We start from the raw sequence: 1,773 nt of genomic DNA, 5'->3' as shown, positions 1-1,773 counted from the left end.
GCCACGGTCTCGTCCTCGAAGGACTCGTGCGCCATGACGTGGCACCAGTGGCACGCGGCGTACCCCACCGACAGGAGCACGGGGACGTTGCGCTCGCGGGCCTCGGCGAACGCCGCTTCACCCCACTCCTGCCAGTGGACGGGATTGTCCCGGTGCTGGAGCAGGTAGGGGCTCGTGGCCTCGGCGAGTCGGTTGCTCATCCCTCCACCCTGCCACCCGCATGCGGTGGGGTGGGTGCCGCAGGTCAGTCGTTCATGGCCTTGATGATCATGACGGCCAGGCTCACTCGATCGCGACCGGCAGGGTCGAGAGCCGCGTCGACGGCGTTGTCGGCCTCGCGCACGATGGTCCAGGCGCGCGCCCGCCCCTCGTCGATGCCGGCGTGCTCGCAGATGATCTCCAGCCGTCGGCGGAGCGACCACCTGACCTGGGAGCCGGTGCCGAGCTCGTCTGGGCGGTTCCACAGCGCCGGAGCCACTTCGAAGGCGGGGTCTCCGGCCATGGGCTTCGGGTCGATCGCGAGCCACGGCGCACGGGCGGCGGCCAGGACGTTCGCGTAGTGCAGATCGGTGTGGAGGAGGCGCTCCTCCGCCGGTGGGCGGGTCACGAGCTCCCGGGCGAGCGCGGCCGCCTGGTCGAGGTAGCGCCGGGGAATCACGGGCGGTGCCACGCGCAGCTCGTCGGCCTGCCGGGCGGCGTAGTCGGCGAGCCGGGGGACGCGAGGGTGGGCCGGTCTGCGGAGCGTCGTGAGCAGGTCACCGATCACCGCACAGGCGTCGTCGACGGGACGTGTCGTGAGGTCCTCGGTGTCCAGACGCTCGAGCAGCAGCGCGAACCGCGCGGGGTCGGCCCGGAGGAGACGCACGGCGCCATGGCCGTTCCAGGTCTGCAGCGCGAGGGCCTCGGTCGCGGCCTCCGGGTGCGGCCAGGAGACCTTGAGGACGGCGTGAGGCGTGCTGCCGCCCGGGGCATGGTCCTCAACCGGGCTGCGGCCGGCCCCCACGAGCCGGACGGGGACCACGACGGAGCAGTGGCCGCTCATGCTGCGACCGACTGGCTCGAGCTCCCACTCGTCCAGGAGGCCTCGCAGGAGCCCCGGAAGGCCCTCCAGCCAGTCCACGCCGGAGACGTAGCCGTCGGCGGCGAAGCCTGCGATGTGATGGGCGAAGTGCAGCGGGATGAGGTCGATCACGGTGGCTGCTGCTCCGTTCCCGGGAAGGCGACCGGGTCGAGGCCCCACGGCACACCCGCGAGCTGGATCGCTGCGAGCCATCGGGCCACGTCGTCGAGCGACTCGGCCGTGGGCGCGGGGCCGAGCACCTCGCCCGTGGCTCCGAGCGCCCGGGCGAGCACCGAGTCCGCCAGTCTGCTTGCGCTGCGCTGGTCGGTGACGGGGAAGGGGAGCCTCCAGCCGCTCGCCGCATCGGCCCGGCCGACGAGCCGCTCCAGGGCGCGCAGGCGCTCGAGCGTGGCCAGCGCGCGTCGACGCTGCCCTCCGGAGGACTGCGCGGCGACGACCTCGAAGGCGTAGACGAGCGGCGACGTGAGCTCGGCGAGGCCGGGTCGCGCCGGTGTCGTCGTCGTGGGCTGGACGTCCGCACCGAGGAGACCCGCGAGCGTGTAGTGGGAGCCGTATGCCGCTGTCAGCAGTTCGCGCGTGCCCTCGGCCGCCTCCGCCGTGGCCGCCACATGCGCGGTGGGCAGGGCGGCGAGACGGTCGGCGAGGTCTGCGACGGACAGGTGCGTGGTGGACGTGGGGGTCGGTGTCGGTGC

At 73.4% G+C, this 1,773-nt stretch carries 3 protein-coding genes; all 3 read right to left on the bottom strand.

The features are described from left to right. Nucleotides 1-200, bottom strand: a 200-nt coding sequence (locus LOY02_RS18595) for a DUF255 domain-containing protein (protein ID WP_317183855.1), incomplete at its 3' end; no start/stop codon positions are given. Between the two features lie 44 nt (nucleotides 201-244). Beyond that, nucleotides 245-1,192 (bottom strand): aminoglycoside phosphotransferase family protein, encoded by a 948-nt coding sequence (locus LOY02_RS18590; protein WP_317183854.1) that lies wholly within the window; start codon nucleotides 1,190-1,192, stop codon nucleotides 245-247. Further along, nucleotides 1,189-1,773, bottom strand: a 585-nt coding sequence (locus LOY02_RS18585; protein ID WP_317183853.1) for a DUF4439 domain-containing protein, incomplete at its 5' end; no start/stop codon positions are given. The genes LOY02_RS18590 and LOY02_RS18585, both read right to left, overlap by 4 nt.

The organism is Intrasporangium sp. (assembly GCF_032907665.1).
Lineage (GTDB): Bacteria > Actinomycetota > Actinomycetes > Actinomycetales > Dermatophilaceae > Intrasporangium.
The sequence above is the reverse complement of the archived record's forward strand: the minus strand, read 5'-3'. Positions and strand labels throughout refer to the sequence as shown.